Here is a 24654-nt window from a genome sequence, read left to right as displayed (position 1 = left end):
TCTCGACCGAGGCGGTCATGAACTCCGGCCGAGCCGCCCACGAACCTCGACCGAGGCGGTCATGAACACCGGCCGAACCGTCCACAATCCTCGACCGAGGCGGTCATGAACACCGGCCGAACCGTCCACAATCCTCGACCGAGGCGGTCATGAGCGCAGCATCGGACGGGCTGGGCTCACCCGGCGAGGTCCGCCTGCCCGTCCCCGGCGGCCCGCACCCGCCCGTCCCCGGCAACCCGCACTCACCACCCCTCCCCGGCGGTCCGCACCCGCTCGTCAGGGCGGCCGAGGCCGCCCTGGTGCGTGCGCTGGTCGCGCCCGACCACGCCATCAGGGCCGGCCGCGCCATCCTCGCCGCGGCACGGCGCGGCCGCTGCGTCGAGGCCGAGGTGATGGCGCTGCGGTCGCTGGGACTGGCCGCCCGCGAACTGGGCGACCTGGACAGCGCGGAACAACACCTCCGTGAGGCGATCGCGATCCGCGGCGCACCGGCGGAGCGCACCGCCCAGGCCCGCCTGTCCCTCGTCACCGTGCGCACGGAACGCGGCCACCCGCTGCAGGCCCTGCGCGTGGCCGCGCTCGCCTGGGCCTACCTCTCCCCGCTCGACCGCGCCAAGCTCGACACCCAGCGCGCGGTCGCCCTGGCCCACCTCGGCCGCCACCAGGAGGCCGTCGCATCGTCCGACCGCGCGCTGCAAACCCTGTCCACCGCGCCCGGCACCGTCGACGACCGCAGGTTCCTGGCCGGCGGGCTGCTCAACCGCGGCCTCGTCCACTCCTACCGGGGCGACTGGGACGCCGCCATGCGCGACCTCACCACGTGCCTGCAGATCTCCCGGCACGCCGGCCTGCGGCACCTGGCCTGCCTGTCGGCCGCCAACCTGCCCTTTCTCGCGGTACGCAGAGGGGACATCGCCGGAGCGTTCCGGCACTATCACGACGCCGAGGACACCCTGTTCGGCCATCCAGAGCGGCTGGCCACGATGCGGGCGGACTTCGCCGGCGCCCTGCTGGCCGCCCACCTGCCGGGCGAGGCCCGGGCCATGCTGAGCCTGGCCGTACCGGATCTGGAGTCGTCCGGCGCGCACGTCGCGCTGGCCGAGGCCCGGCTCAAGCTGGCCCAGGTGGAGCTGCTGACCGGCGACCCGCACGAGGCCATGCGGGTGGCCGAGCTGGCCTCGCGGGAGCTGGCCGAGCAGGAGCGGACGTCGTGGCTGCCGCTGGCCAGGGAGGTCCTCCTGCGTTCCAGGCTGGCGGTCGGACCCATCAGCTCCGAGCTGGTCGCCGAGCTGATCTCGTGCGCCGACGAGCTGGAGAACGGGTTCGCGCACGCGGCGGGAGCCGCGGCGCTGCGGCTGGCGGCGGCCGAGGCGGCGCTCGCCGTGGACGACCACCCCACCGCTTCCGCGCAGCTGGACAGGCTGACGCGGCACGCCGAGCCGCGCGAACGGTGGACGCCCGCGGGCACCCGGCTGACCTCGCTGGCCTCCGAGCCGCAGGCCAGGCAGTTCGCGCAGGCCGCGCAGATCCCGCCGCAGGTGCGCCAGCACGCGCTGGCGCTGCGGTCGGCCCTGCAGGAGGACGTCACGGGGGCCTTCCATGCGGTACGCGACGGGCTGACGGAGGTCAGCGGACGCGTGGACGCCTTCGAGGACCCGTCGCTGCGCGCCCACGCCGCCAGGGCCGGGGAGCGGCTGGCGGCGTTCGGGCTGGAGCTGGCGGTACGCGACGGGGGCGCGGGTGAGGTGTTCGAGTGGGCGGAGCGATGGCGGGCCGTGACGGCTCCCGCGCACGCGTGCGCCCTGGTGGACGCCGACCGCGTACGCGCCGAGCTGGGGCGCAGGGCTCTGGTGGAGTACGTGGCCGACCGCGACGCGCTGCTGGCCGTACTGCTGAGCGAGGAGCGGCTGCTGTTGCGGCGGCTGGGCGGCGTGCGGCAGGTCAAGGAGGCGATCATCCGCCTGCGGTACGCGCTGCGCCGCCGCAGCCGCGAGCAGGAGGTCGATGCCGCGGCCATGGAGGTCGAACGGCTCATGCTGCGCCCCCTGGCGGCGGATCTGGACGACCGGCCCCTGGTGGCGGTGCCGGTGGGCGCCCTGCACACGCTGCCGTGGGGCGCGCTGCCGCACCTGCGCGGCCGGCCGGTCGGCGTGGCGGCCAGCGCGGCGGCCTGGCTGCGCGCCCGCAGGACCCGCCCTTCACGCCCGGACCACCGGCCCCAGGTGGTCGCGGCGGCCGGGCCCGGACTGGCGCACGCGCACGCCGAGGTGGCGCACGTGCTGACCTGCCATCCCGGGGCGCGGCAGGTTCCCGGGCGGGTCGAGTCGGTGCTGGACGCCCTGGGCACGGCGGACGTCGTTCACGTGGCGGCGCACGGGGTGTTCCACGCGCGCAGCCCGCTGGTGTCGGGGATCACGCTGGACGACGGGCCGCTCATGGCCTACGACCTGCTGGAACTGTCGCGCTCTGCCGGGCTGGTGGTGCTGTCGGCCTGCAACTCCGGCATGTCGCGTACCCCCATGGAAGGCGCGCCACTGGGGTTGCCCGGGACGTTTCTGGCCAAGGGGACGAGATGTGTGGTGGCCGGGATGGTGCCGGTGGGGGACGAGGCGGCCAGGACGGTGATGAGCGCGTTCCATGAGCTCGTGGCCGCCGGACAACCGCCGGACGCCGCTCTGGCGTCGGCGGCGGCCAAGACCGGCGAGTACGGATTCGTCTGCTTCGGCTCCGGCGACGAACCCCTCTACTGAGCCTCCGTTCCGGGACGGGCCCCTCTACTGAGCCTCCGTTCCGGGACGGGCCCCTCTACTGAGCCTCCGTTCCGGGACGGGCCCCTCTACTGAGCCTCTGTTCCGGGACGGGCTGCTCCGCTGCGCCTTCGCCCACCTGCTCCGACCCCGGAGACAGCCACCTCCGCTGAGGCTTCCCACCCACTCGGGCAGGTGGGGGCTTTGCTGACAAAGCCCAGGTCAGCCTGTGGCGACGGGGCGGGAAGGGTCGGACACCCAGTCGGACCAGGAGCCCACGTACAGGGCCGCCGGGAGGCCGGCCACCTCCAGGGCCAGCACCTCGTGCGCCGCGGTCACGCCGGAACCGCAATAGGCCCCTGCCTCGCTGCCTTCCCGCACGCCCAGGCCGGCGAAGCGGTCGCGCAGGGCGTCGGGGGTGAGGAAGCGGCCGTCGGGCCCGACGTTCCCGGTCGTGGGTGCGCTGACGGCGCCGGGGATGTGCCCGGCCACCGGGTCGACCGGCTCCACCTCTCCCCGGTACCGTTCGGCGGCCCTCGCGTCGAGCAGGACACCCCGTTCGGCCAGCGCCGCCGCCTCCTCGGCCGTCAGCGCCGGCATCCCGCCGGGCCGCGCGGTGAAGTCGCCCGCCGCGGGCTCGGGGGTCTCCTTCGTGGTGGGCAGCCCGGCCTCGGTCCAGGCGGGCAGGCCGCCGTCGAGCACGCGTACGTCCTGGTGGCCGAAGTACCGCAGCGCCCACCACGCCCTGGCGGCGACGGTACCGCCGGCGTCGTCATAGACGATCACGGGGCGGCCGTCGGACACGCCCAGCCGCCGCATCGCGCTCTGGAACGTGGCCGCGTCCGGCAGCGGATGCCGCCCGCCTTGGCCGGGAGGAGCCGCGAGATCGGCGTCGAGATCGCAGTAGACGGCGCCCTCGATGTGACCCTCACGGTAGAACTCCAGCCCGGACGGACCACCAAGCCGCCACCGCACGTCAAGCACCGTCACCCCACCACGCACGGCACCTTCCGTACTGCCCGCGCCTCCCGCCGGTTCCGCGCCTCCCACGCGTCTTGCACCTCCCGCGACGTTTGCGAGTTCTGCGAGCGTTGCGGGGGTGATCAGCGGGCTGGTCACGAGCGAACCTCCAGGAGCGGAACGTGTTGTTCGGCCGCCGTCAGCGAGCCGTGGTAACCGGTGAAGAGCGCCTCGAACGGGTGGTTCGCCGGGGCGGTGATGGCCAGGTCGGCGTGCGGGACTGCCACGACGTCGCCGATGCGTTCGAGCCACCGGCTGTGTACGCGGGGCCCGAACCAGCCCGACTCCACCGCCTCCTGCCTGGACACCACCCACGCCTTGCCGCGCAGGGTCTCGCGCCACGCCTCCAGAACCTGGCCGGCGGCTCCGGGCTCGGTGTACACGTGCCTGGCCCTGGCCTCCCCGCCGAGCAGCGCCACCCCTTCCGTCAGTTCGGGCACGCTCTCCGCGTCGATCTTCTCGGTCGCGTTGACCATGCCGTGGTCGGCGGTCACGTACAGGGCGGATCCGGGCGGCAGTCCTTCGGCGATCCGCTGGGCCATGTCATCGACGATGCCGAGTTGACGCAGCCACTCCTCACTCCCCCAGCCGACCATGTGGCCGACGGCGTCGAGGTCGCCGTAGTAGACGGTGACGTGCGCGGGCCTGCGCTCGGCCAGCGCCGCATGTACGCGAGCGACGCGCTCGTCCACGGAGTCGGCGGGCGCGTACCGTACGCCGCGATAGACGGCCTTGGTCAGCCCCGTGCCCTCGAACTCGGCGGGAGCCACGTAGACGGGCTCGATCCCGGCCTTGGCGGCGCGCTGGTAGACGGTCGCGGCGGGCTGCCACTCCTCGGGGTCCATCGTCAGGGGTTTGGGCAGGGTCCAGCGCAGGCAGTTGAACAGGTGCCCGGTGCCGGGCACGGCCAGCATCAGGCCGACCATGCCGTGCTCCCCGGGAGTCAGGCCGGTGCCCAGGGTGCACAGGCTGGTGACGGTGGTGGCCGGGAAGCCGGCGGTGAGCGTCCTGCTCGCCATCCCGGACAGGAACGGGGCGGCTTCGGGGTGGGCGCTGAGCAATTCGGCGCCGAGCCCGTCCACCAGGAACAGGCAGATGCGGTCGGCGGCTTCCAGGGCCAGCGTGTTGGTCTCACGCATGCCCAGTGCGGCCAGCAACGAACCAGGCAGATCGGCCAGCGACCCACCGCCGTACCCCGGCACCAGCATGCCCTTCAGTGTAGCCCTCCAACGATCTCCACCCACCGCCCATCAACCCCACAACACTCACCCACACGCTGCCGCCGCCATCCACCGCCCGCTGTCGTCGCCACAGGGGAAGGGATCTCGTCGCAGGGCCGCACGGGAAGGAATGCCCGCGCAGGGCCGCTCGGAGAGGGACTTCGCCGCAGGACCGCACGGGGAGCTCTCAAAGGGGTGCTGCCTGAGCGCTCCCACCGGGCATGCTCGCCAGTGCGACGGTCCCGTCGGCCGGGCTTACCGGTGCGACGCCCCCATCGGACATGCTCGCTGGTACGACGCTCCTGTCGGACTGATTTGCCCGTGCGGCGCTCCCGTCGGACATGCATGCCGGTGCGGCGCTGTTGCCGCACGTGTCGCCCGTGGGGCGCCGTTCGCCGCACGTGCTGTCGGGCCGGGCGCGAAGTCGATGCGCGACCTTCTGTCGGCCTGCGCCAAACCCTTCGGGCGATCCCGGGCTCGACCTTCGGGCGGTCCCGACCTCAACCGTCGAGCGGCCCCAAGCTCCACCTTCGGGCGGCCGCGCGGCGGCCCCAAGGTCCGCCTTCGGCCGGTCCCGAGCGTGGGTACGAACGGCCCTGAGGTGAGGCTTCGAGTAGTCCTGCGCCCGGCCGCCGAGGGCCCTTCGTGGCGAGTGGGCAGGTGGGGGGCATGGCGGTAGGGGGTCGCCTCGGGGTGAGGCGGCCGGGGGGGCGAGGGAGGGGAGGGTGGGGTCAGGCGGCGGCGCGGGCGGTGGCCTCCGAGAGGGCTTTGGCGAAGGCGAGGACGTGGGTGACCGCCTCGGGGCCGTCGGCGGCCTCACTGACCCGCAGCGACAGGTCGTCGGCCGTGATGGCGCCCGTGTAGCCGTGGTCGGCCTCGCAGTTCTCGTCGCCGCACGTGGCCGGCTCCAGGTCCACGTGGGAGATGGCGCCCCAGCCAATGGTGAGCGTCACCTCCGTGGGAGGGACGCCTGGGGCGTAGGAGGCGGGGTCGGGCACGACGCGGGTGACGGCCACGGACTGGACGCGGCTGAGCCGTACGGCCTCCGTGGTGGTGGAGGCGTGGGACGCCGAGACGCCCTCCACCGCCGGGTGCTCATCGGTGTGGCAGACCAGCAGCCGTGCCGCCGACAGCACCAGGACGGTGACGTGGCGGCGCACCTCCATCGCGGGATCGAAGGTCGCCTCGTGATGGACCACGAACGCGGTCACGGCCTCCTTGCCCAGCGCGGATTCGACCGCATCGGTGACGAGGTCGGGGTAGTAGCCGCTGCGCTCGATCGCTTCACGCAGGCCCGCGGCTGAGACTCGGGTTTCCCTCATGGCTCCATCCTGCCAGGACCGGGCAGTGCACTCACCCGCCGGATATAACGCTCTATAACGTCTTTTGTCTGGGCAGCAGTGGGCACATTCCTCACTTCATTCGCTCAGGGCGAAGAGGAATCAAAAGAGGAATCAGGAGAGCCTGCGTGGGCCCACGTCCAGGCGAGGGCCGGCGGGGGTGCGGAGGATGGCACGGGCGCCGAGGATCATGACGTCCGACTCCCCCACGAGCACCTGGTCCAGGTCGAGGCGGGCCAGCTCGGGCAGGTCGTGGGCGAGACGGCCGACGCGTACCAGGAGGTCCTCCAGGGCGTCCACCGCCACGGGCGGGTAGCCGTACTCGCCGAACAGCAGCGGCGCGGCGCGTACGGACCGCACCAGGGCGGCGGCGTCCTCGCCGGTCAGCGGGGCCAGGCGGAAGCCCTGGTCGAGCAGCAGGCGCGCGGTCACCTCGCCCAGCCCGAACGTCACGACGGGCCCGAACGCCGGATCCTCCAGCACCCCGACGACCGTCGGCACGGCAGGCTGCGGCGCCATCCGCTGCACGGCCAGCTCCACCTCCGCGCCGAAATGGTCGGCGAACTCGTTGTACGCGTGACGCACCGTCTCCGGTCCCGTCAGCCCCAGGCGCACGGTCCCGGCGCGGCGCGAGGCCCCCGGGTCAGCCACCTTGATCACGGCGGGCCAGCCGAGGCGCTCCGCGGCGGCCACCGCCTCCTCCGGCGAGCGCACGACCTCGGCCGGCCAGACGGTCAGGCCGTAGCAGGACAGCAGCTCGGCGGCATCGATCTCCACCGGCGGCCCGGCCTCCGCGAACCCGGGCGCGAAAGCCTCGACGGGCAGTCCCGGCTGGGCGGGCGTGGCGGCGGAGCCCTCCGAGGTGGAGAGCTGCTCCAAGGTGGGGGTGACGGTGGAAGGCTGCTCCGGGGTGGAGGTGGCGGTGGAGGGTTCCGGGGTGGGGGTGGGGGTGGCGCTGGTGAGGGTGGTCTGTGCCAGGGATCGGGCGCGGGCGGTGTCGATGTTCTCCAGTTCCTGTGGCGGTGTCGAGGGCTGGGCCCGCCAGGTGGCGTAGCGCACCACATGGGCGAGGGCTCGTACGGCCTCCTCCGGCGCCGCGTACGACGGGATGGACCCCCGCGAGGGCGCCGCACCCGGACAGTCCAGGCACAGGGCCGGATGCATGCCCAAATACCCCCGATACGTCGTGAGCACCGGCTTGGCGGCGTCCTTGGACACCCGCAGCAGTTCGGCGGCCACCTCGTCGGCCTTGCCGGGGATCGGCGGCATGTAGATCACGACGGCGGCGTCCACGTCGGGTGAGGCCAGCTCGCCCGCCAGGGCCGTGCCGTACTCGGCGGCCCCGGCGGCCGGCCCCAGATTGACCGGGGTGCGCGGCTCCAGCCCGGCGGCCAGGCAGGCGTCGGCGGCCAGCAGGCCGAGGGCGTCGGAGTTGGTCACGAGCGCGACCCGCGGACCGGCGGGCAGCGGCTGGTAGGCCAGCAGTTGCCCCACGTCGAAGAGCTGGATGAGGTCGTCCACCCGGATGAGGCCCGCCTGCTCGAACAGCGAGCTGATCGCCGAATCGGGCAGCCGCAGCTCCTCCGCCGAGTGCCCGGTGGGGGTGCCGCCGCTCTTGACCACCACGACGGGCTTGTTGTGGGCGATGCGCCTGGCCAGCCGGGTGAACTTGCGCGGGTTTCCGAGCGACTCCAGGTAGAGCAGGATCACCTCGGTGGAGTCGTCCTCCTCCCAGTACTGCAGCAGGTCGTTGCCCGAGACGTCGGCCCGGTTGCCCGCGGAGACGAACGCCGAGATGCCCATGCCGCGCTGCGCCACCCGTTGCAGCAGCGCGGTGCCGAGCGCGCCGGACTGGCTGAAGAAGCCGACCTTGCCCCGGCCGGGCACGGTGGCGGCGAGGGTGGCGTTGAGCTTGACGGCGGGGTCGGTGTTCGCGATGCCCAGGCAGTTGGGGCCGACGACGCGCAGGCCGTAGGAGCGGGCGATGCGGGCCAATTCGTCCTGTCTGGCGCGGCCCTGCGCGCCCGTCTCGCCGAACCCGGAGGAGACCACGATCAGGCCGTGTACGCCTTTCTCCGCGCACTCCTTGACGACGTCGATCACGCCCTCGGCGGGCACGGCCACCACGGCCAGGTCCACCTCGCCGTCGATGGCCGACACGCTCGGGTAGGCCCGCACGCCCGCCACCGCCCGCGCCTCCCGGTGCACCGGATAGACGGGACCGGTGAAGTCGGCGGCCAGCAGATTGCGCAGGACGGTCTGGCCCACGCCGCCCGGCTCGCGCGAGGCGCCGATGACGGCGACGGAGCCCGGGGTGAGGAGCCTGGCGATCGAGCGGGACTCCGCCCGGTGCTCGCGGGCCGCCGTCACCTCGGTCGAGGTGTCGGTGGGGGTGAGGTCGAGCGTCATGCGTACGACGCCGTCGGCGAACTGGCTCTGGGCCGTGTAACCGGCCTGGCGCAGCAGCCCGGTCATGCGCATGTTGGCCGGCAGCACGTCGGCGACGAAGCGTTCGATGCCGCGTTCGCGGGCCGTGGCCGCCAGGTGCTCCAGCAGCACGGAGGCCACTCCCCTGCCCTGGTGCGCGTCCTCGACGAGGAAGGCCACCTCGGCCTCGCCCGGCCCGGTGCGGTCGTAGCGGATCACGGCCACCATCTCGGCGCCGATCGTGGCGATCAGGGCGACCCGGCTGACGTAGTCGACGTTGGTGAACCGCTCGACTTCCCTGTCGGACAGCCGGGGCCTGGGCCCGAAGAACCGGAAATAGATCGACTCGTCCGACAGCCGGGAGTAGAAGGAACGGAGGCGGTCCGCGTCGGCGGGCCTGATCGGCCGGACGTGCGCGGTGCCGCCGTCGGCCAGGACCACGTCGGCTTCCCAGTGGGCCGGATATTGTGCCTCCACAACATCGAGCGTAAACCCGCATCCCATATGCCAAGACCAGGGGCCCTGTTGGGCAACGCTTGTGCATCGACTGCCGCCCGGTGTCCGGGGTACGCCCCACGGGCACCCCGGAAGCTGTTAGCTTTGCGGTGGCGTTTCGCCGTGGCCAGGGTCGATCGAAGGCAGCAAGGTGGTGACATCATGACGCGGGTCGTCGTGGTGGGCGATCTCATGACCGACGCGGTAGCGCGCGCCCGTTATGCGCTCGCCCGGGCAAGCGACACCCCCGCGATCGTGACGATGCACGGTGGCGGCTCAGGGGCGAACATTTCGTCGTGGCTCGCCGTGGAGGGCGCGGAGGTGGCCTTCATCGGCCGCCGGGGCGCCGACATCACCGGGCGCAACCGCGACATGGAGCTGATGGGCTACGGCGTAGACGCCCGGCTCGTCATGGATCCCGAGCGGCCGACCGGCACCTGCGTGGTGCTCGTGACGCACAAGGGCGAGCGCACCATGCTCTCCGACCCCGGCGCCAACGCGGCGCTGTCTCCGGAGGACCTGCCGCGCGACCTGTTCGTCTCGGGTGCGCACCTGCACCTGTCGGGTTACACGCTGATCAACGAGGGCTCGCGTGACGCCGGCCTCGCGGCGCTCGACATGGCCAGGCACGCCGGGATGTCGATCTCGGTGGACTGCGCGTCGTCCGCGCCGCTGGACCGTACGGGAGCCGAGCCCTTCCTGGAGTGGACCAACGGCGCCAAGCTGCTGTTCGCCAACATCGACCAGGCGAAGGTGCTGACGGGCCGCGACGACGCCGAGGCCGCCGCCAAGGTGCTCACGGCGTGGTTCCCGCAGGTCGTGATCAAGATGACCGCCGAGGGCGCGCTCTGGTACAGCAACGGCCGCCCCGACCCCGTGCACGTGGCCGCCGACCCGGTCGACAAGATCGTGGACGGTACGGGTGCGGGTGACGCGTTCTGCGCCGGGTTCCTGCCGGCGTGGCTGGAGGGCAAGCCTCCGGCCGAGGCGTTGTCCTCGGGTTGCCGGCTGGCCGCCAAGGCGATCATGCACCTGGGCGCCCGCCCGCCGTTCTAAGCACCGCCGTTCTAAGCACCGCTGTTCCCGGCATCGCTGTTCGCGGCATCGCCGCTCCCGGCTTCGCTGTTCGACGCGCCTTTGTTCGGTTTTCCTCGATTTTGAGCGCCGTTGTTCGGGCCTCCTCGATTTTCTTGTCGCCAGGGTGGATCATTCCCTGTAGCGCCTAGATGAGGAGTTCGATGCGCGGCGTGCGCCCGTTGCGTTCCAGCGATCCGTCCTCCGTCGGGCCCTACCGGCTCGTCGGCTTCCTCGGTGAGGGCGGTCAGGGCGGCGTCTACCTGGGGCACGGGCCCTCCGGCGACCGGGTCGCCGTCAAGCTGCTGCACTCCAGGTTCGCCGAGGACGACCGGGCCGTACGGCGGTTCCTGCGCGAGGCCGACGCGGCGCGGCGGGTGGCGGAGTTCTGCACGGCCAGGGTGCTGGACGTCGGGAAGATCGACGGACGGCCCTACATCGTGGGCGAGTACGTGGACGGCCCCTCCCTGCAGGGCCAGGTGAGCGACGAAGGGCCGCTGAGCGGGGCCGCGCTGGTACGGCTGGCCGTCGCGACCGCCACCGCGCTGGCCGCCATCCACAAGGCCGGGGTGATCCACCGGGACTTCAAGCCCGGCAACGTGCTGCTCGGTCCGGACGGGCCCCGGGTCATCGACTTCGGGATCGCGACGGCGCTCGACATGAGCCAGAGCGTCAGCACGAGCGTGGTGGGGACGCCGGCGTTCATGGCGCCCGAGCAGTTCCTCGGTGATCCGCATCCGGCCAGCGACGTGTTCGCCTGGGCCGGGACCATCGTGTACGCGGCCACGGGGAGGGGGCCGTTCGGGTTCGGGGCGCTGCCGGTGGTGATGCATCGGATCATCAACGGGGAGCCGGACCTCACCGGGGTGCCGGAGACGCTCACGCCGCTGCTGCGCTCCGCGCTGGCCAAGGACGCCCACCTGCGGCCCACGGCCGACCAGCTCCTGCACGAGCTCATCGCCTCGTCCGGATCCACCACCGGAGCGCCGAAACCCGGAGCACCCCAATTCGGACCCCCACAGTACGGGCTTCCGCAGCACGGACCGCCGCAGTTCGGGGGGTTGAGGCCGGGTCAGGCGATGGGCGCATACGGTCACACGCCCGGGACGGCGCCTTCTCGCCGCTCCGGCCCTGGGCCGCTGATCGCCGTCGCGGCGGCGGCCACGGCGCTGATCGTCGGGCTCGCGACCTGGGCGGTGGGGCGGCTCAACGTGGATGAGGAGCCGGCGCCGGGCGCTCGGAAGATCGCGCTCGCGGCCGGTTACGGCAGCGCGCTCACCTCCGTCGTACGCCCGACGGGCAGGAAGGGCGGCACCGTGCGCCTGTCCTCCCCCTCCCACCTGGAGAGCACCGATCCCGCCGACATGTGGACCATGTCCGCACGCAACATGGTCCGCCTCTACGGCCGTTCGCTGACGATGTTCAAACCGGCCCCGGGCAAGGCGGGCACACAGATCGTGCCGGACCTGGCGGAGAAGCTGGGCGAACCGGGCGACGGCGGCAGAGACTGGACGTACAGACTCCGACAAGGCGTGAAATTTCAGGACGGGACCGCGATCACCTCGCGGGACGTCAAGTACGCGGTGCTGCGCAGCATGGACGCCGACTTCGTCCAGGGCAGCAGCTTCTTCGACGTCCTGCTCGACCTGCCCGGCGGCTACAAGGGCCCATACGAGACCCCTGACCTGGACACCGACCGGGCGATCGAGACCCCGGACGACCGGACGATCATCTTTCACCTGCGCAAGCCGCTCGCCACGTTCGACCACGTCGTCCAGATGCCGGAGACGATCCCGGTGCCGGAGGCCAAGGACACCGGCAAGGACTACGCGCCGGAGGTGCTCTCGTCGGGCCCGTACCAGATCGAGAGCACCAGGGACAATCACCTCGCGCTGACCCGCAACCCCCACTGGGACCCGGCCACCGACCCCAACCGCACGGCGCTGCCCGACCGGTTCGAGATGACCTACGAGGTGGCGGCCGACGAGGTGTCGCGGCTGCTGAAGACGGCGAACACGGAGGTCGGCGGGTTCCTGCCGGACGACGAGTACGCCACCATCCTGGGCGATGCCGAGCTCAAGGCGGAGGCCGACGCTCCCATCTCGGCGGTGCGCACGCTGGCGGTCAACCCGCAGGTGGCGCCGCTGGACAACGTGGATTGCCGGCGCGCCGTGGTCCTGGCGCTGGATCTCCAGGCCGTGCAGGCGGCGTCCCGGGCGATGCCGGACCAGGTGCCGACCTCGCTGGTGCCGCCCGACGTGCCCGGCGAGCACTACCACGATCCCCATCTGAAGCCGCGCGGCGACCCGGGCGCCGCCCGCGAGGCCCTGGTCCGGTGCGGCCGGCCGAACGGCTTCACGACCAGATACATCTACCGCGAACTGCCCGGCGAGCAGCAGGCGGCGGAGGCGGTGCGGTCCGCGCTGGCCAAGGTCGGGATCGAGGTCGAGCTGCGGCACGCGCCCGTGGACGAATTCCACAGCTCGAAGGGCAGCGTCCCGGCGAACCTGAAGAAGGAGAAGATCGGGCTCATCGCCAAGACGTGGGCCTCCGACTGGCCCGACACCTACTCGTTCCTGCCCGAGCAGGTGGACAGCAGGACCATTTCGGAGGACCGGCCCACGGTCAACGTGAGCGTGCGGCTGCCCCAGGTGAACGAGCTCCTGGACCAGGCCACCGGAACGCTGGACCCGCAGGTCAGGGCCGGGCTGTGGCGGCAGGCGGAGAAGCTGGTGGCCGACCAGGCGGTGCTGGTGCCGACGACGTGGCGCCGCTCGCTGCTGCTGCGCGGCCACAGGGCGACCGACCTGCACGTGAGCCCGGCGCTCGGAGAGTACGACCTGGTCACGATCGGCGTACGCGCCGCTAGCTCGTGACGGCCAGGGCCAGCGGGAGCACGGCAGGGGCGCCGGCGTGGCGCACCTGGGCGGCGGCGAGCGTCATCGTCCAGCCGGTGTCCACCCGGTCGTCCACGAGCAGCACGGGACCGCCGCACTCGGCGATCGCCGCCCCCAGCTCCTTCGGCATGGCCAGCGTGCCCCTGATCGCCTGCACCCGCTTGGCGCTGTTGAACTGCTGCCCCGGCGACCCGGCACGGTAGCCCAGCTCGCCCAGGTAGGTCAGCCGCCCGACCTGCGCCAGCCGCTCGGCGAACCCGCGTACCAGCTTGGGCCGCGACGCGGAGGGCACGTTGACCACGGCGACCGGGCGCTCCCGCCAGTCCCAGGCGCTCAGGACCTTGATCACGGCGCCGAACACGTCGTCCGGAATGGGCCCGTCCTCCCCGGCGAACAACTCGCGCAGCCGGTTGCCCCACCCGATGTCGGTCAGCCGCCCGAGCGCCCTGCCGGGCTCGGCGCCCAACTCCGGCTTGATCCGGCCGGACAACTCCGGCATGCCGGTCGGCCACTGCTTGCGGGCGTCGATCTCCACGCCGGGCCTGCTCAGCCGCTCGCGGGCGTTCTGCACGGCCTGCTCGCCGATCTCCGGCGAACGGTGCCGGCCCGTGCAGTTGTCGCAGCGCCCGCACGGGGTGGCGGTCTCGTCGTCCAGGCGCCTGCGCAGGAACTGCTCGCGGCACTCGGTCGTGGTCAGGTAGGCGAGCATGGCCTCCTGCTCGGAGCGGCGCTCGGCGGCGATGCGGTTGTAACGCTCGCTGTCGTAGGCCCATGGCTCCCCGGTGGCCACCCACCCGCCCTTGACCCGGCGGACGGCGCCGTCCACGTCGAGGACCTTGAGCATCATCTCCAGGCGGCTGCGGCTCAGGTCGACGGCGGTCTCCAGCGCGGGCGTGGACATGACGCCGCCGCGCTCCTCAAGGGCCTCCAGCGTGGCGCGCACGACGGGCTCGGGCGGGAAGGCCAGCGAGGCGAAATACGCCCAGATGTCGCGGTCCTCGGTGCCCGGCAGCAGGATCACCTCGGCCCGTTCGACGCCACGCCCGGCCCTGCCGACCTGCTGGTAGTAGGCGACCGGCGACTGCGGCGCCCCCACGTGCACCACGAACCCCAGGTCGGGCTTGTCGAACCCCATGCCCAGCGCGCTCGTGGCCACCAGGGCCTTGATCTTGTTGTTGAGCAGCGCGTCCTCTGCCGCCAGCCGCTCGGCCGGCTCCGTCTGGCCGGAGTAGGCGGCCACCTCCAGCCCCTGCTCGCGCAGATAGCCGGCGATCTCGTGGGCGGCGGCCACGGTGAGGGTGTAGACGATGCCGGAGCCGGGCAACTCGCGCAGCGTCTGGGCCAGCCAGGCCAGGCGCTGCTCGGCGGACGGCAGGCGTACGACGCTCAGGTGCAGGCTCTCGCGCTCCAGCGGCCCGCGCAGGACGAGCGTGTCCTCGCCGTCGGGCCGCAGCTCCTCGGGCAGGCGCATCTGCTCGGCCACGTCGCGGGTGACCCGGGAGTTGGCGGTGGCGGTGGTGGCCAGCACGGGGATGCCCGGCGGCAGGTCCGTGAACAGGGTGGACAGCCTGCGGTAGTCGGGCCTGAAGTCGTGGCCCCAGTCGGAGATGCAGTGGGCCTCGTCCACCACCACGAGCCCGGCGCTCTCGGCCAGTTCGGGCAGGACGTTGTCGCGGAAGTCGGGATTGTTCAGCCGCTCGGGACTGACCAGCAGCACGTCCACCATGCCCTCGGCGACCTGGCCGTAGATCTCCTCCCACGCCTCGGGGTTGGCGGAGTTGATGGTGACGGCCCTGATGCCGGCCCGCTCGGCGGCGGCGATCTGGTTGCGCATGAGCGCCAGCAGCGGCGAGACGATGACGGTGGGGCCTTCGCCGAGCTCGCGCAGGAGCGCGGTGGCCACGAAGTAGACGGCCGACTTGCCCCATCCGGTGCGCTGCACGACCAGCACCCGGCGCCGGTCGAGCACCAGCGCCTCAATGGCGGCCCACTGGTCGTCGCGGAGCCGCGCGTGGTCTCCGGCCAGTGCCTTCAGGCGCTCCTCGGCCTCTTCACGGAGCATCGCGGCATCGGGGGCATCAATCATGCCTCCTTTGTTACCAGCTCTGCCCGACGGAATGCTCGCGTCTCCTTCCAAGAACCCCATACTTTACGGCTGCGCGGAGTGGGCCCCACCCACCGCACGCGGCCGGCCTCCCTCCAGGGGAACGCTCCTCCGGTTCCCGGGTCAAGCGCCGTAACGTGCGCATAGTGGGCCGCCCGCGTGGCAAAACCGCAGCCCTGGCCGCCCGCATGACAGAACCGCACCCCGGCCGTCCGCGTGGCAGAACCGCAGGCCGGCGGCCCGGCGAACCCAGGACAGCCGCCACCCGGAACCACTTAGACGGCCCAGAACGCGCACGTAACGGCGCCCGGCCACGTGCGGGATCAGCGGGCGTTTTCCTGGAGGCCCTCAGCCACGTGCGGCGGGGGGCGGTGCCGTCGGCTCCGCCGTAACAGATGGGCATCTAAGGGGGTGGCGGTGCCGTCGGCTCCGCCGTAACAGATGGGCATCTGAAGGGGTGGCGGTGCCGTCGGCTCTGCCGTACAAGAACGTGGATTATTTATCCATATGCTCAGGGAAGGCATTGATCGTGACGCGGTGCATCCGGCGGCGCTCGGTGTAGTCCGCGACCGCGTAGTGCTGCGTCGGGCGGTTGTCCCAGAAGGCCAGCGTGCCGACCCGCCACCGCAGCCGCAGCTGGAACTCCGGCGAGCGGATGTGATCGATCAGGAACGGCAGCAGCGTCTCGTTCTCCCGGTCGTTCAGCTCCACCAGGCGGGTGGTGGAGGCCCGGTTGACGAACAGCGCCTTGCGTCCCGTCTCAGCGTGCACCCGCACCACGGGCCGCGTCCTCGGCGGCCACTTCGCCTGGATTTCCGCCAGGTCGAACGGGTGCCCCTTCGAGATCGCCTTCTTCATCGACATCGTGATGTCGTGCTCGGCCGTCAGCTCGTCACACAGCCGCTGGATCGACGGCGAGAGCGTCTCATAGGCCAGGTAGGTGTTCGCCCAGCAGGTGTCCCCGCCCACGCTGGGCAGTTGCACGCAGCGCAGCAGCGAGCCCATCGGCGGTGTCGGCTCGAAGGTGTTGTCGCTGTGCCACTCGTCCCCGCCCTCCCCCTTGGGCGCGGTCTGGTCGAGGATGTGGATCGGGCTGGTGGAGTCCTTCTTGAACGCCGGATGGTTGAGTGAGCCGAAATTCAGCGCGAACTGCAGGTGCTGCTCGTCGTCGATGTGCTGGTCGCGGAAGAACAGCACGAGGTGCTTGAGCCACCCCGCCCGCAGGGTCGCGACCTCCTCCGGCGACATCGGCTTGCGCAGATCGACCCCGGTGACCTCGGCGCCGATGTGCTTGGTCACAGGATGGAACTCGATCATGACGCCTCCGGGAGATCGGGACGGAACCCCTCGAACCCGAACGTACGACCCAAGCAATTGCTTGGTCAAGAGCGGTTCTCACATGACTCGTCATCACAACGAGTAGGGGATGGAGTCGCGGGCACCCGAATACCTTCGGCACAATGTTCGACATGGCCCGACGCACGACTGCACCCCCGCCCGAGGACTTCGAGGAGCGGATCGTCGACATCGACGTGTCCGCCGAGATGCGGGCGAGCTATCTCGAATACGCGTACTCGGTGATTTATCAGCGCGCCCTGCCCGACGCGCGCGACGGGCTCAAGCCTGTGCAGCGGCGCATCCTCTACTCGATGAGCGAGATGGGCCTGCGCCCCGACCGGGGTCACGTGAAGTCCTCGCGCGTCGTCGGCGACGTCATGGGCAAGCTGCACCCCCACGGCGACAGCGCCATCTACGACGCGCTGGTCCGCCTGGCGCAGCCGTTCTCCATGCGGTTGCCGCTGGTGGACGGCCACGGCAACTTCGGCTCGCCCGACGACATGCCCGCCGCCATGCGTTACACCGAGGCCAGGCTGGCCCCGGCGGCGATGCTCATGGTCGAGTCGCTCGACGAGGACACCGTCGACTTCAAGCCCAACTACGACGGCCAGGAGACCGAGCCCACGGTCATGCCGTCGGCGTTCCCCAACCTGCTGGTCAACGGCACGAGCGGCATCGCGGTCGGCATGGCCACCAACATGGCGCCGCACAACCTCCTGGAGGTCGTGGCCGCCGCCCGCCACCTGATCAAGAAGCCCGACGCGACGCTCGACGACCTGATGAGGTTCGTGCCGGGGCCCGACCTGCCGACGGGCGGCACGATCATCGGGCTGCAGGGCGTGCGCGACGCCTACGAGAGCGGGCGTGGCACGTTCCGGATGCGGGCCAAGTGCGAGGTCGAGCAGATCACGCCACGGCGCAAGGGCATCATCGTCCACGAACTCCCCTACAACGTGGGCCCCGAGCGTGTGGTCACCAAGATCAAGGAGCTGGTGACCAGCAAGAAGCTCCAGGGCATCGCCGATCTCAAGGACCTCACCGACCGTCACAAGGGCCTGCGGCTGGTCATCGAGATCAAGAACGGCTTCATCCCCGAGGCCGTGCTGGAGGAGCTCTACCGGCTGACGCCGATGGAGGAGACCTTCGGCATCAACAACGTCGCCCTGGTCGACGGCGAGCCGCGCACCCTCGGCCTGCGCGAGATGCTGCAGGTCTACGTCGACCACCGGCTGGAGGTCGTGCGCCGCAGGTCGGAGTTCCGCCGCCGCAAGCGCGAGGAGCGCCTGCACCTGGTCGACGGCCTGATCATCGCGCTGCTCAACATCGACGAGGTCATCCAGGTCATCCGCTCCTCCGACGACTCGGCGCAGGCCCGTGCGCGGTTGATCGAGGTGTTCGACCTGACCGACATCCAGGCCGCGTACATCCTCGACACGCCGCTGCGCCGCCTGACCCGCTTCGACAAGCTGGAGCTGGACCAGGAGAAGGAGACGCTGAGCCAGGAGATCGCCGCGCTGTCGGAGATCCTGTCCTCGGAGGCCAAGCTGCGCCAGGTGGTCTCGGGCGAGCTGGCCGACGTGGCCAAGAAGTACGGCACGCCGCGCCGCACGGTGCTGCTGGAGGCCAGCGGCCAGGCCCGCACCCCGGTGGTGGACCTCCAGGTCGCCGACGACCCGTGCCTGGCGATGTTGTCCTCGACCGGCCTGCTGGCCCGCACCCCCGACGCCACGCCGCTGCCGGGCGAGGGCGAGCGCGCGGCACACGACGTGCTGGTCAGCGTGGTACGGACCTCCGTACGCGGCGAGGTGGGCGTCGTCACCTCGCAGGGCCGGCTGATCCGCGTCCAGGTCGTGGACCTGCCGACGCTGCCGCCCTCGGCCAACCCGCCGACGTTGTCGGGCGGGCACCCGGTGTCCGAATACGTCTCGCTGCAGCCCGACGAGAAGGTGGTCGGCCTCGGCTCCCTCGACCCGGACGGCCCCGGCCTGGCGCTGGGCACGGCGCAGGGCGTGGTCAAACGCGTGGTGCCCGACTATCCGGCCAACCGCGACGACTTTGAAGTGATCACCCTGAAGGACGGCGACACGGTGGTGGGCGCCGTCGAGCTGGCGTCGGAGTCCCACGACCTGGTGTTCATCTCCTCCGAGGCCCAGCTCCTGCGTTTCTCCGCCGCGCTGGTACGGCCCCAGGGCCGCCCGGCCGGCGGCATGGCCGGGATCCGGCTCGACGACGGGGCCAGGGTGATCTGGTTCGGCGTGGTCAACCCCGACCTGCCCGCGCAGGTGGTCACCGTCGCCGGGTCCTCCACGGCGCTGCCCGGCACGCAGGTGGGCGGCGGCAAGGTCTCCGACTTCGCCGAGTTCCCCGCCAAGGGGCGGGCCACGGGCGGGGTCCGGGCCCAGCGTTTCCTCAAGGGTGAGGACGAGTTGCTGCTGGCCTGGGCGGGGCCGTCGCCGGCCAAGGCGGTCTCGGCGGTGGGCAAGCCGATTCCGCTGCCCGAGGAGATCGGCCGCCGGGACGGCTCGGGCGTCCGGCTGACGCACACGATCGGCGCCGTCGGTGGCGCCCTGGCCTCCGCGCCCGAACTCCTGCCGGGCGGCGGCGAGTCGGGCCAGGCTCCGGCGAACGACGACCCTTCGGACGAATAGAGGCTCGGGGCGTGCGCCTGAGACTCGGCGCACGCCCGAAGCCCCGCACACAGCTGAGGTTCGGCGTAAACCCAAGCTCGGCACACGCCCAACAGCCCGGCAGCCCGGCGCGCCCGGCAACTCCGCGCACGCCCGAAGCTTTCGTCTGCACGTCGCTGCTCGTCCGGGTGGCGTGTGTCTCACTTCGGTCACCCGATCGGTGTTATGAATCACGGTCCTCCACCGATCACATCTGAGAGAGCGCTCTCTCCCTGATGGAGGTACCGTGTTCCAACCCAGACGTTCCTTATGGGTGGCCCTGGCGGCCCTGATCGCCTCGCTGGTCGTGGCCCCGCCCGCCCCAGCGGCCGCAGCACCGCTCACGATCACCGATTTCGAGTCGGACGGCGTACCCGCAGGCGTGTTCGCCTGGGGCAACGACGCGGCCTCCACCCCGGCCCTCACGATCGTCCCCGGCGCCGACCGGCCGGACGCGCCCGCCACGAACCGGGCGCTCACCTCCGTCTACGCCATCAGCCAGTGGGGCGGCTGGTCCCACGAGTTCACCGCCACCCAGGACTGGTCACCGTATGAGGGCTTCTCCTTCTGGGTGAAGGGCGCCGGCTCGGGACAGAAGGTCTTCTTCGAGGTCAAGGACGGCGGCGGCGGACCGGGCACCGCGGAGCTGTTCGAGTCCTCGTTCACCGACGACACGGCCGGCTGGCGGAAGGTGGAGGTGCCGTTCGCGAGCTTCACCCGCCGCACCGACTACCAGCCGGGCGGCGCGCCGACGGACGGCGAGCTGGACCTGGTGGCGATGTGGGGCTACGCGATGCGCCTGCCCACCGCCTCGGGCACGCTGACCTGGGACGAGGTGCAGCTCTACGGGACGGCGCCGCCGCGCCCGGTGCGGCTGTCGGCGAGCGAGCCGGTCTATCCGGTCGATGAGAAGGGCCGGGCCGAGGTCGGCGTCACGATCACCACGGCGGGCGGCGCGCCGCTCACCGCCGACCTGGCCGTGGATTACAGGACCGGCACGGGCACGGCGACCCCGGGCACGGACTACACGGCCGCGCAGGGCACCCTGACCTTCCCCGCGGGCACCGCCTCGGGATCGACCAGGACGTTCACGGTCGGCACGCTGCGCGACAACCGGAACGAGATGGCCGAGACCATCCCGATCGAGTTGTCCGGCGCGGGCACCAGGCCGCCCGCCGAGCCGCCGGTCGTCGTGATCAACGCGCACGGCCTGCCGTACCTGAACGCCAGAAAGCCCGTCAAGGAGCGCGTGGCCGACCTGCTGTCCCGGATGACGCCGGAGGAGAAGATCGGCCAGATGACGCAGGCCGAGCGCGGCGCGCTGGCCAAGCAGAGCGACATCGCCGGGTACGCGCTCGGCTCACTGCTGTCCGGCGGCGGCTCCACTCCCCCGCGGAACACCCCGGAGGCGTGGGCCGACATGATCGACGCCTTCCAGCTCCAGACCCGCCAGACGCGCCTTCAGGTGCCGCTGATCTACGGCGTGGACGCGGTGCACGGCCACAACAACGTGGTCGGTGCGACGATCTTCCCGCACAACATCGGCCTGGGCGCGGCCCGCGATCCCGGGCTGGTCGAGCAGGCCGGCAAGATCACGGCCAGGGAGGTCAAGGCGACCGGCATCCCGTGGAACTTCGCGCCGTGCCTGTGTGTGTCCCGCGACGACCGCTGGGGCCGGGTGTATGAGTCGTTCGGCGAGGATCCGGCGCTGGTCACCCGGATGGCCACGGCCGTGGACGGGCTGCAGGACAACGGGGTGCTGGCCACCGCCAAGCACTACGTCGGCGACGGCGGCACCGCCTACGGCTCCTCCACCACCGGCGACTACACGATCGACCAGGGCGTCACCAAGGTCGGCAGGCAGGAACTGGAGGAGATCCACCTGGCGCCGTTCGAGGAGGCGGTCAGGCGCGGCGTGGCCACCGTGATGCCGTCGTTCTCCAGCGTGGACTTCGGTGACGGGCCGCTGAAAATGCACGCCCACGACGAGCTGATCAACGGCACGCTGAAGGGCAGGCTCGGGTTCAAGGGGTTCGTGGTCAGCGACTGGCAGGCCATCGACCAGATCCCCGGCGACTACGCGAGCGACGTGCGCACGTCGATCAACGCCGGCCTGGACATGATCATGGTGCCGTACGCGTATCCGCAGTTCACGGCCGCGCTCAAGGCCGAGGTCGAGGCCGGGCGGGTGCCGATGGCGCGGGTGGACGACGCCGTTTCCAGGATCCTGACGCAGAAGTTCCGGCTGGGGCTGTTCGAGCGCCCGTACGCCGACCGTTCCCGCCTCGGGGACGTCGGCTCGGCGGCGCACCGGGCGGTCGCCCGTAAGGCGGCGGCCAAGTCCCAGGTGCTGCTGAAGAACGAGGGCGGCCTGCTGCCGCTGCGCCGCGACGCCAAGGTGTATGTGGCCGGCTCCAACGCCGACGACATCGGCAACCAGTCCGGCGGCTGGACGATCTCCTGGCAGGGCTCGTCGGGGCCGATCACGCCGGGCACCACGATCCTGTCCGCCGTGCGGTCCCGCGCCGCCTCCACGACCTACTCCCGCGACGCCTCCGCCGGCCTGGCCGGGCACGACGTGGGCGTCGTGGTGGTGGGCGAGACCCCGTACGCCGAGGGGCAGGGCGACGTGGGCCGCGCCGGGCGCACGCTGGAGTTGTCCGCCGCCGACCGGGCCGCGGTCGAGAAGGTGTGCGGGGCCATGAAGTGCGCCGTGCTGGTGGTCTCCGGCCGCCCGATGTCGCTGGGCGACCTGCCGGGGGTCGAGGCCGTGGTGGCGTCCTGGCTGCCGGGCACCGAGGGCGACGGGGTGGCCGATCCGCTGTTCGGGGCCGTGCCGTATACCGGGCGGCTGCCGTTCAGCTGGTTCAGGTCGGTCGAGCAGATCCCGGTCAACGTGGGTGACGCCTCCTACGATCCGCTGTTCCCGTATGGGTGGGGCCTGCGGACCGACCGGGCCCGCGACCGGCTCAAGGCCGCGCGCGACGAGCTGGCCAGGGGCGACGGCTCCTCGAAGGCGGCCGCCGTGACGCTGACTTTCGCCCTGACCGGCCGCAACTGGCAGGCCGACGGCTCGGTCCGCGACACGCGGGCGGTCCTGGGCGCGCTGGGCGTGGCCGCGGCGCTGCTCGAACGCTCGAAGAGCGATTCCTTCGCCGTGGGCGACGCCGTCGTCTCGGTCGCCAGGGACGTCGCGCAGGCCGCCGGGAAGCGTCCGGACCTGCAGGCGTCGGCCGACCATGAGCTGGCCTCGGGCGATCTGAGCGAGGCGGTGGAGCTCCTGGCGCGGGCGATCCGCTAGAGGTTACGGGGCTGACCTCGCGCCGGGCGAGGTCAGCCCCTCATCCCGGCCGAACGCTGTCCGCATCGTCCGGCCGAAACGGGTGGGACCTCTGTCAATCCCGGCAGAGGCAGAACGGGTGGCCCGCCGGATCGAGGAACACCCGGAAGGTGTCCTCCTCACTGGGCTGATGCTCGTGCTTGGTCGCGCCGATCTTGATCACCTGCCGCTCGGCCTCCTCCATGTCAGAAACCAGCAGATCGAGGTGAACCTGCTGCGGACGCTCCGGGTCCGGCCAGGTCGGCCGCCGGAAGTCAGGAGCGAGCTGGAAGGCCAGCCGCTTGGGCGGGCCACCGTCACTGACCACCACCCAGTCGTCCTCAACCGAGGTGATCGGCCACCCCAAAAGGTTGGCGTAGAACTCTGCCAGACCCTGGGGATCGGGGCAGTCCAGCACAACGGTCCTGAACTCGGCGATGCCGCCCATTACACTTCACCTTTCGCAGACCACAATGGATGCCATGGCTGCCAACTCGTTCATGGTTCCGCTCGGCACTCCCGCGCCCGCCTTCGACCTGACCGCCATCGACGGCGGCAGCATCTCACTCGAAGACCTCAAGGGCTCTCCCGCCAGTCTGGTGGTGTTCCTGTCGAACCACTGCCCCTACGTACGGCACATCGAATCGGGGCTCGGCGCCCTGGCCAGAAGCTACGACGCGCGGTTGTCGATCGTCGCCATCTGCAGCAACGACAGCGTGAACTACCCCGATGACGACCCCACACACCTCGCGGAACAGGCTCGCAGGGCCGGCTTCTCCTTCCCGTATCTGCTCGACGACACCCAGGACGTCGCCAAGGCGTACCGGGCCGCGTGCACACCCGACTTCTTCCTGTACGACGCCCAGTTCCGGCTCGTCTACCGCGGCGAGTTCGACGGCTCCCGGCCGGGCAACTCCGTGCCGGTGACCGGATCATCCCTGCGCGCCGCCATCGACGCCCTGCTCGACGGGCAGCCGGTGCCGGAAACCCAGCGCGCGGCGATCGGGTGCGGTATCAAGTGGAAGCCGGGCAACGAACCCGCGTGACCCCTGTGGACCAGGCCTCCGGCACGAGGCAGGTCACCGCTGCCCGTGCCGGGCCTGACGGAAATTGACACAAAAGATCCACAATCTTGTCACCATCGAGTTACCATCTCTTTTAACCATTTTGGCCGCGCCGAATCTCCGAAGGGCCCAGATGATCGACCCCTCGCGCGTACCGACGGGAATCAACCCCAGCGTTCCCAACGCCGCGCGCATGTACGACTACTACCTGGGCGGCAAGGACAACTTCGCGGCCGACAGGGAGGCCGCCGAGAAGATCATGGCCCTGGCGCCGGGCAAGGAGATCTGCCTGGCCAACCGGCACTTCCTGGGCCGGGCCGTACGGTACGCCGCCACGCGCGGCATCGACCAGTTCATCGACCTCGGCACCGGCCTGCCCAACCTGAACAACGTGCACCAGGTCGCCCGCGAGATCCACCCGGAGGCCCGCGTCGCGTACGTGGACCACGACCCCGTGGTGATCGTGCACGCCCGCGCCCTGCTGGCCGGCACCGACCCGTACCTGACGACCGTGCACGCCGACGTACGCGAGCCCGCCTCGATCCTCGACGCCCCGGCGACCAGGAAGCTGATCGACTTCGGCCGGCCCGTGGGCGTGGTGCTCCTCGGGGTGCTGCACTATCTGACGGACGAGGACGACCCGTGGGGCGTCGTGGCGGCCTTCCGCGAGCGCCTGGCACCCGGCAGCGCCCTGATCGTCTCCCACGCCACCGACGACGCCCACCCGGAGGTGGGCAAGGCGGTCCGCAAGGTGTACGACGAGGTGGACACTCCCCTGGTGCATCGCGGGCGCGAGCAGGTCACGCGCATGTTCGAGGGCTTCGAGACGGTGGAGCCCGGGGTGACGAACGTGGCGGACTGGCGGCCGGACGAGGCGAGTGAGAGGAAGCTCCCGGGCAGCGAGTGGTGGTACGTCGGCGTGGCCCACAAGCCCTGACCCACC

General features: G+C 71.5%; 14 protein-coding genes. 7 read left to right on the top strand and 7 right to left on the bottom strand.

Features of this window, described 5'->3' with window-relative positions:
• Positions 1–149 precede the first annotated feature (149 nt).
• On the top strand, positions 150–2750 hold the full coding sequence (locus AB0I81_RS38355) for a CHAT domain-containing tetratricopeptide repeat protein (RefSeq protein ID WP_360667488.1): 2601 nt from the start codon (positions 150–152) through the stop codon (positions 2748–2750).
• A 219-nt stretch (positions 2751–2969) separates the two neighbouring features.
• Here AB0I81_RS38355 and AB0I81_RS38350 read toward each other — a convergent pair whose 3' ends face one another.
• From AB0I81_RS38350 to AB0I81_RS38335, 4 genes are all read right to left on the bottom strand, one after another.
• Positions 2970–3737 carry a sulfurtransferase gene (locus tag AB0I81_RS38350; protein ID WP_360667485.1) on the bottom strand — a complete coding sequence of 256 codons (768 nt, stop codon included), beginning with the start codon at positions 3735–3737 and terminating at the stop codon, positions 2970–2972.
• Between the two features lie 125 nt (positions 3738–3862).
• A complete protein-coding gene (locus AB0I81_RS38345) occupies positions 3863–4975 on the bottom strand; it encodes a nucleotide pyrophosphatase/phosphodiesterase family protein (protein ID WP_360667482.1) in 1113 nt (370 codons plus the stop codon).
• A 743-nt stretch (positions 4976–5718) separates the two neighbouring features.
• Positions 5719–6309, bottom strand: a complete 591-nt coding sequence (locus tag AB0I81_RS38340) for a DUF5998 family protein (RefSeq protein WP_360667480.1) — start codon at positions 6307–6309, stop codon at positions 5719–5721.
• A gap of 132 nt (positions 6310–6441) precedes the next feature.
• Complete coding sequence (locus tag AB0I81_RS38335) at positions 6442–9258, bottom strand: GNAT family N-acetyltransferase (RefSeq protein WP_360667477.1); 2817 nt, start codon at positions 9256–9258, stop codon at positions 6442–6444.
• A 153-nt stretch (positions 9259–9411) separates the two neighbouring features.
• Between AB0I81_RS38335 and AB0I81_RS38330 the strand changes: the two genes are divergently transcribed.
• A complete protein-coding gene (locus AB0I81_RS38330; protein ID WP_360667474.1) occupies positions 9412–10305 on the top strand; it encodes a sugar kinase in 894 nt (297 codons plus the stop codon).
• Between the two features lie 182 nt (positions 10306–10487).
• A complete protein-coding gene (locus AB0I81_RS38325) occupies positions 10488–13199 on the top strand; it encodes an ABC transporter substrate-binding protein (protein ID WP_360667472.1) in 2712 nt (903 codons plus the stop codon).
• Here AB0I81_RS38325 and AB0I81_RS38320 read toward each other — a convergent pair.
• Positions 13189–15306: a RecQ family ATP-dependent DNA helicase gene (locus tag AB0I81_RS38320; protein WP_360667469.1), complete on the bottom strand. Its 2118-nt coding sequence runs from the start codon at positions 15304–15306 to the stop codon at positions 13189–13191. The genes AB0I81_RS38325 and AB0I81_RS38320 overlap by 11 nt on opposite strands.
• Positions 15307–15819: 513 nt before the next feature.
• Positions 15820–16641: a TauD/TfdA family dioxygenase gene (locus tag AB0I81_RS38315; RefSeq protein ID WP_360667466.1), complete on the bottom strand. Its 822-nt coding sequence runs from the start codon at positions 16639–16641 to the stop codon at positions 15820–15822.
• 143 nt (positions 16642–16784) lie between these two features.
• On the opposite strand from AB0I81_RS38315, the gene AB0I81_RS38310 reads away from it, so the two are divergent.
• Both AB0I81_RS38310 and AB0I81_RS38305 read left to right on the top strand, forming a co-directional pair.
• Complete coding sequence (locus AB0I81_RS38310) at positions 16785–19310, top strand: DNA topoisomerase IV subunit A (protein WP_360667464.1); 2526 nt, start codon at positions 16785–16787, stop codon at positions 19308–19310.
• A gap of 265 nt (positions 19311–19575) precedes the next feature.
• The gene (locus tag AB0I81_RS38305; protein ID WP_360667461.1) at positions 19576–22629 is read left to right on the top strand and encodes a glycoside hydrolase family 3 N-terminal domain-containing protein; all 3054 of its coding nucleotides are present in this window, start codon (positions 19576–19578) and stop codon (positions 22627–22629) included.
• Positions 22630–22723: 94 nt separating this feature from the next.
• Here the strand turns inward: AB0I81_RS38305 and AB0I81_RS38300 are convergent, their stop codons facing one another.
• Positions 22724–23095, bottom strand: coding sequence for a VOC family protein (locus tag AB0I81_RS38300; RefSeq protein WP_360667458.1), 372 nt, complete (start codon positions 23093–23095; stop codon positions 22724–22726).
• Positions 23096–23129: 34 nt separating this feature from the next.
• On the opposite strand from AB0I81_RS38300, the gene AB0I81_RS38295 reads away from it, so the two are divergent.
• Together AB0I81_RS38295 and AB0I81_RS38290 are read left to right on the top strand one after the other, a co-directional pair.
• A complete protein-coding gene (locus AB0I81_RS38295) occupies positions 23130–23693 on the top strand; it encodes a thioredoxin family protein (protein WP_360667456.1) in 564 nt (187 codons plus the stop codon).
• A 151-nt stretch (positions 23694–23844) separates the two neighbouring features.
• Positions 23845–24648: an SAM-dependent methyltransferase gene (locus tag AB0I81_RS38290; protein ID WP_360667454.1), complete on the top strand. Its 804-nt coding sequence runs from the start codon at positions 23845–23847 to the stop codon at positions 24646–24648.
• Positions 24649–24654 lie beyond the last annotated feature (6 nt).

Origin of the sequence: Nonomuraea sp. NPDC050404 (genome assembly GCF_040655495.1) — a bacterium.
Taxonomy (GTDB): domain Bacteria; phylum Actinomycetota; class Actinomycetes; order Streptosporangiales; family Streptosporangiaceae; genus Nonomuraea.
This window is presented reverse-complemented; position numbering and strand designations above follow the sequence as displayed.